Here is a 6,641-nt window from a genome sequence, read left to right as displayed (position 1 = left end):
GCCAATCTCCTTGGGATAAAATCATAAGCTCTGTATTGAATGAAGCAGGGGATGATGGTTTAAGGGATAGGGCAAGTAACAAGGGGAGGAGCGGTAGGGTAAAAATATAGGGATCACACACGCTTGCCGGAGGGACACAAAAGAAACGCGATTACCAAAAAAAATTAGCGAAGATGCTTGGCAACACCTCTTGAAGTTTGGCGGATTCCCGCGGCCATTTTTAGCGAGCAGTGACCGTATTTATAATCGCTGGGCTAACCAACGGCTGGAAAGGCTTTTTCATGAAGATTTACGCGATGTTTTAAAATCATATGATATTGCCAAAATTGAAGTTTTAGCCAATCTATTGCAGCAACAAGTCGGACAGCAGATTAACTACACATCTCTTTCGAAAAAAGTTCAAGTCAGCGACCAAACCATTCGTAGTTGGTTGGCTACACTAGAATCACTATACTATTGCTTTACAATTAGACCTTACAGCCAAAATGTGGCGAGGAGTCTACTGAAAGATCCAAAAGTTTATTCCTGGGATTGGTCAACCATTAAAGATAAGGGTCAGGCTTATGAAAATTTTATTGCTTCTCATTTGCTAAAAGCGGTGCATTTTTGGCAAGACATGGGTTACGGCCAGTATGGTCTGTATTATCTGCGTGACAAGGATCAACGAGAAGTTGATTTCTTGGTAACCAAAAATCAAAAGCCATGGATGATGATTGAGGTAAAATCAAATTCAAACGAATCCATTTCAAAAAACTTGCTATATTTTCAAAATCAACTTAATGCCGAGCACGTATTCCAGGTGGCCGTTGAGGCAGAATACATAGACGCTGACTGCTTTTCCTCTGCAGCTCCTGGTAACGCAATAATTGTTCCAGCCAAAACATTTCTATCACAATTAATTTAGAGGGTTGTCAAGCCAGCCCACTAAATTCCATAATAAGGATTATGCGATATATATTTTTTCAGACACACCTTGACCTTGCTCCCATAATCTCACATATACCTCCCGTGAGTGAGGACAATCAGACAATAAAAAAATCTGGATTCATTGGTAACAATGATTCTTACAGGCTAAGAAATTTCTGATCACGCACAAAATAACTCTACATAAAGGTCTAGATTGCTTTGTCGGGCTGCGCCCTCCGCGCAAAGACGTCGCGGCGTGCAGCGTAAAAAACGAAGCAATCCAGAATTACTCAGGAAAATAGTACAATTTCGGGCCCCTTGGGCTTTTTCGACTAAACCCCTTGAGCGAATCTATTGCAAGAATCAATTGCCGAAATGGCACTATATTGATACAAAACAAGGACCAATAGGACAGGTCAAGACGCTCTTAATTTTGACCCATTGCTGTGCAGATTGGGGACCCAGTTCGATCTCATTTGATGTAAGCTGCTCGCACAAAACTCGCACACTTACTTGACTGACGTACCCGGGATAGTGTAGACTTTATACCTGGACAAAAATGCCACTGCAAAAAGCAGACAAATAAACGAACAAATTTTTTATTCCTGACGTTTTTTCGTAATGGATGGAGGGCTTATCGCGACTTATTATTAATTTTTCAACTAAGGTCTGCACCAAAAAACACAACCAATTATTATCAACCGGTGTAGATGTATATTTAATAAAATTGAGGTTATAGAAGGATGTCAAAAGTAAGTAAAGAAACGGTCCCACAAGAGTTTACAGGTTTAAGAGCCGCTCTTTGGCCTATTCATAACTATGAACTAAAAAAGTTTTTGCCGCTTGGCTTGATCATGTTTTGTTTGTTGTTTAACTACACATTGTTGCGCGATACGAAAGATACACTCGTTGTCACATCAGCTGGCGCGGGCGCAATTACATTTTTAAAATTGTATTGCGTTACACCGGCAGCAATTTTGTTCGTTTTGCTGTATGCAAAATTAACGAATATCCTAAGCCGAGAAGCTGTTTTTTATGCAGTGGTTGCTCCGTTTTTGGTGTTTTTTGCAGCGTTCGCATTTATCATTTATCCAAACTTGGATACATTGCATCCATCGATTGAGGCGGTTCAGGCGCTTCATGCGGCTTACCCAGCATTGGGCGGGTTTATTGATTTGTATGCATATTGGTCATTTTCCTTATTTTACGTTTTGTCGGAAATTTGGGGAAGTGCGATGATTGCCCTAATGTTTTGGCAGTTTGCAAACCATGTGGTTCGCACATCAGAAGCCAAGCGGTTTTATCCCTTGTTTGGTGTTATTGCTAACTTTGCCCTTATCCTGTCTGGTCAGGTCGTTGTGTACTCATCCAGTATCCAGCATCTTTATCCAACAAAGGAAGAAGCTTGGAAAGTTTCACTTTATCTGATGATGGGAACCGTTGTCCTATTTGGTATGGTGGCCATGGGATTATACCGATGGATGACAACCTCTGTCCTAACAGACAAGCGCTTTTTCGATCCAGAAGAACAAACTGGCAAAACCAAGAAAAAGAAAGAAAAGCCATCCCTTGGTGAAAGCATCAAAACGATTTTCACCTCTCCGGAACTGGGGCTTATCGCCATTCTGATTATGGCATACGGCGTAACAATCAACTTGGTCGAAGTCCAATGGAAACACCAATTGGGTCTATACGCAGCCGGCGATAAAGGGGTCTATAACGCCTTCATGGGGAACCAATCGACCGTTTGTGGTATATTCACAATTCTTTTCGGATTGTTTGTTGGATCCAATATCTTACGGCGCGTCAGCTGGTTTAAAGCGGCCCTTATCACACCATTAATTATCACGCTTGGTGGGGTTCTTTTCTTTAGCTTTATTTTGGGCAAAGACATGTTGGATGTTGTTTTACATATGATGAAAACAGATGCGGTTACAGCTGCCACATTCCTTGGGGTTGCGATCATCATCGTTGGAAAGGGCGTCAAGTACATCTTGTTCGATCCAACGAAAGAAATGGCCTACATCCCCTTGAGTGATGAACTCAAAACAAAAGGTAAAGCTGCTGTGGACGTCATTGGTGGTCGTGCGGGTAAAGCCGGCGGTGCCTTTGTTCAAAGTACATTATTGATGGCCTATGCAACAAAAGACATTGTCGTTATTGCATTGCCTGCCTTTATCGTCTTTGGCGTTGTTTGCTTGGCCTGGCTTTATGCAGTAAAGGTTCTATCAGTCAAGGTAGATGCCGCTGTTAAGCGTCGCAAAGACGAACAAGACAGCAAAACAGCCTAAGCTGTTTTAAGGTCGACTTCATCAAACCCCGCGGTTTTTATAGGCTGTGGGGTTTTTTGTGCCTTGCGTTTTGCATCCATTTGTGGGATATTTTTATATCTTACGGAGCCAGCGCCGTAGTGGCTCAGTGGTAGAGCACACCCTTGGTAAGGGTGAGGTCGAGGGTTCGATTCCCTCCTACGGCACCATTCATAATTTTTATACCCAGGATGCTTAAATGAACAACCGCATTCTATCCTCCTCCGATCCATTGATCCATCAAGCGATTCAAAACGAACTGGAACGGCAACGAAATCAGATCGAACTCATCGCATCAGAAAACATCGTATCCGACGCCGTTTTACAGGCACAAGGATCAATTCTGACAAATAAATATGCCGAAGGGTATCCCGGGCGGCGGTATTATAACGGTTGTGATTATGTTGATGTTGTTGAATCGCTGGCCATTCGTCGCGTTAAACAACTGTTCGATGCGAATTTCGCCAACGTTCAGCCCCATTCCGGGTGCCAAGCAAACCAAGCAGTCATGCTGGCCCTTGTGCAACCAGGTGACACAATCATGGGAATGTCGTTGGATGCAGGCGGACATTTAACCCACGGATCCAGCGTCAGTCTTTCAGGTAAATGGTTCAAAGCCGTTGGTTATGGCGTCAATCGCGACACACATCTGATTGATTTTGATGAAATCGAAACGCTTGCCCAAACGCATCGCCCACGCCTGATCATCGCTGGGGGGTCAGCCTATTCACGGATAATTGATTTTGAACGGTTTCGATCAATCGCCGATTCTGTTGGGGCGTATCTGATGGTGGATATGGCGCATTTTGCTGGATTGGTGGCCGGTAAAGTTTACCCAAGCCCCCTGCCCTATGCACATGTCGTGACATCAACGACTCACAAAACCCTTCGTGGGCCTCGCGGTGGTTTAATCCTGACCAATGACGAAGACATCGGCCGAAAAATCAATTCTGCCGTTTTTCCCGGCATTCAGGGCGGGCCATTGATGCATATTATTGCGGCCAAAGCCGTCGCCTTTGGGGAGGCCCTTCGGCCTGAATTTCAACAATACGCACAAAAAGTCGTAGATAATGCGAAAACCCTTGGGGCAACCCTGAATGAACGCGGGTTTGATTTGGTATCTGGCGGAACGGATTCCCATTTGATTTTGGTGAATTGCCAACGCAAAAACGTTACGGGCAAGGATGCCGCGATCACCCTGGAGCGGGCGCATATGACCTGCAACAAAAATGGCCTGCCCTTTGACCCCCTGCCACCATCAATTACGTCCGGGATTCGCCTTGGGTCGCCAGCTATTACGACGCGTGGATTTGGCAAACCAGAGATGATCCAGGTGGGCCATATGATTGCCGACGTTATCGAGGCGATGTCCAATGAGACCGCAGAATTTGTTATTGAGAAGACAAAGCAGCAAGCGATTGAATTATGCCAAAGGTTTCCGATTTATACGCAGATGGAATGATGGCAATAGGGGTTGCGTTAGGGAAGATGATTGGAATGGGTACATGGTGAACCAATCAAAAGAACCCCCTCTTTTCTTGATCAAGCCATGATTTTAGGGCATTGCTTCCCTAGGGTTTCTCTATTGGATCCAAAACCATTTTCACAAATGATTAGAAGTAGTTCAACAAACCTATATTCTCTATGATAGTTCAGTTGTTTATTTGATCATAAAAAATGATCTCCCGTCATCCCGCGACTTGATCGCGGGATCCACAATGGAATACATGGTTCCCGTGGTCAAGCCACGGGATGACGGGAGTATTCGTTGAGATTAAATTAAAATAGTAAATAGCATGAATTAATATTTACGTTATAAGTGCAAATTTGTTGAACTACTTCTTAGTGAGTTTTCTGGATGGCCACACTCTCTTCGTTCGCTCGCCATGACGTCGTGGTGAGGAGGGCGAAGCCCGAGAAAACAATCCAGGAAACTCACTAATCATTCGTAAAAATGGTATTAACAAATCGTTTATGGGGTGCAAGCTCAAACAAGCTCGCGTACGCACCTTAATGGATTTAGGTGTATGTCCGCGATGCTTTCCTTGATTTTTTCGCCTTTCTTTTTTGCAACAGATCCAGAACAATAGGCTTGGGAAAATCCCATCTTGTTAGCTTCTTTTAAGCGAAGCTCCATATGGCTGACGGGGCGAACCTCCCCCGTTAATCCGATCTCGCCAAAGTAAACGGTTTCCCGGGGCACAGGGCAATTTTTCAGGGCTGAAATCAGGGATGCAGCAACAGCCAGATCAGCAGCGGGTTCAGTGATTTTAAAGCCGCCCGCGACGTTCAAATAGATGTCTTTGTTGGAAAAGCTCAGCCCGCAACGGGATTCCAAGACAGCCAAAATCATCGAAAGGCGGTTTGAATCCCATCCTATCGCTGTTCGCCGTGGTGATGGCAGGTAAGACGATGCGATTAGGGCCTGGATTTCGACCAAGATTGGCCGGGTCCCCTCTATGCCGGCAAAAATCGCCGTTCCACTGACGGGTTCTTGACCACCGGCCTGGCCATTAGCCTGATGATTAGCCAGAAAAAGAGCCGACGGATTGGTGATTTCCTCTAGTCCCTGTTCACCCATCGAAAACACCCCGATTTCATCTGTGGCGCCAAAGCGATTCTTGGCCGCCCGCAGGATGCGATAATCGTAATTGTGATCCCCCTCGAAATACAGAACCGTATCAACCATGTGTTCCAACACACGTGGGCCGGCCAAGACTCCCTCTTTCGTGACATGACCAACCAAAACGGCGACATAGTTATTTTTCTTTGCGGAGGCGATAATTTCCTGGGCGCAGGCCCGAACCTGGGAAACGCTGCCCGCAGCCGATTCGATTGAATCCGTTGTCATTGTTTGGATGGAATCGATGATAACCAGGGCCAAGTTGGGAAGGTGTTCCAGGGCCGAAAGTGTTTCGGATAATTTGGTGCTGGATGCCATATGAACAGATGATTGATGAACTTTAAGGCGTTCTGCGCGAACTTTGAGCTGCCCCAAGGCTTCCTCACCAGAAACGTACGCAGAAATCAAGGAACGCGCCGATGTCTGTTGCGACAAAGATGCAACAACTTGCAACAAAAGGGTAGATTTTCCAATTCCGGGGTCTCCACCAACCAAGATAACCGATCCCGGGACAAGGCCGCCACCGCAGACCCGATCAAATTCAGAAATTCCTGTGATGTATTTATGGAGGTATGATGGATCATCCTTTGATGATTCTGCTAGCGTAACAAAAAATGATTGGGGATTGATGGGCTTAACGCGACCGTTTTCCTTGTGAGCAATGATTTCCTCGACAAGGGTATTCCAGGCCCCACATGATTCGCAACGTCCCGCCCATTTGGTGGACCAGGAGCCACAGTCTTGGCAGGCGTATCGTTTTTGAATTTTTGCCATGATTTTCTTTAATAAAAAAGGACGGGTCT

4 protein-coding genes and 1 tRNA gene are annotated in these 6,641 nt (G+C 45.2%); 4 read left to right on the top strand and 1 reads right to left on the bottom strand.

Translation table 11 applies throughout. The features are described 5' to 3' along the window. Positions 1 to 190: 190 nt before the first annotated feature. The 4 genes from NTX76_03915 (at position 191) to NTX76_03900 (ending at position 4,677) form a co-directional block, all read left to right on the top strand. Positions 191 to 904, top strand: a complete 714-nt coding sequence (locus NTX76_03915; GenBank protein MCX7338410.1) for a DUF4143 domain-containing protein — start codon at positions 191 to 193, stop codon at positions 902 to 904. A 745-nt stretch (positions 905 to 1,649) separates the two neighbouring features. Then, positions 1,650 to 3,197 carry an NTP/NDP exchange transporter gene (locus NTX76_03910; GenBank protein MCX7338409.1) on the top strand — a complete coding sequence of 516 codons (1,548 nt, stop codon included), beginning with the start codon at positions 1,650 to 1,652 and terminating at the stop codon, positions 3,195 to 3,197. A 113-nt stretch (positions 3,198 to 3,310) separates the two neighbouring features. Next, positions 3,311 to 3,385, top strand: a tRNA-Thr gene (locus tag NTX76_03905). A gap of 29 nt (positions 3,386 to 3,414) precedes the next feature. Beyond that, complete coding sequence (locus NTX76_03900; GenBank protein ID MCX7338408.1) at positions 3,415 to 4,677, top strand: serine hydroxymethyltransferase; 1,263 nt, start codon at positions 3,415 to 3,417, stop codon at positions 4,675 to 4,677. 525 nt (positions 4,678 to 5,202) lie between these two features. Here the strand turns inward: NTX76_03900 and radA are convergent. Further along, entirely contained in the window at positions 5,203 to 6,612 is a 1,410-nt protein-coding gene (radA, locus tag NTX76_03895) for a DNA repair protein RadA (GenBank protein ID MCX7338407.1), read from the bottom strand. Positions 6,613 to 6,641: the final 29 nt, after the last annotated feature.

Source organism: Alphaproteobacteria bacterium, from assembly GCA_026400645.1.
Classification (GTDB): Bacteria; Pseudomonadota; Alphaproteobacteria; order Paracaedibacterales; family CAIULA01; genus JAPLOP01.
The sequence above is the reverse complement of the archived record's forward strand: the minus strand, read 5'-3'. Positions and strand labels throughout refer to the sequence as shown.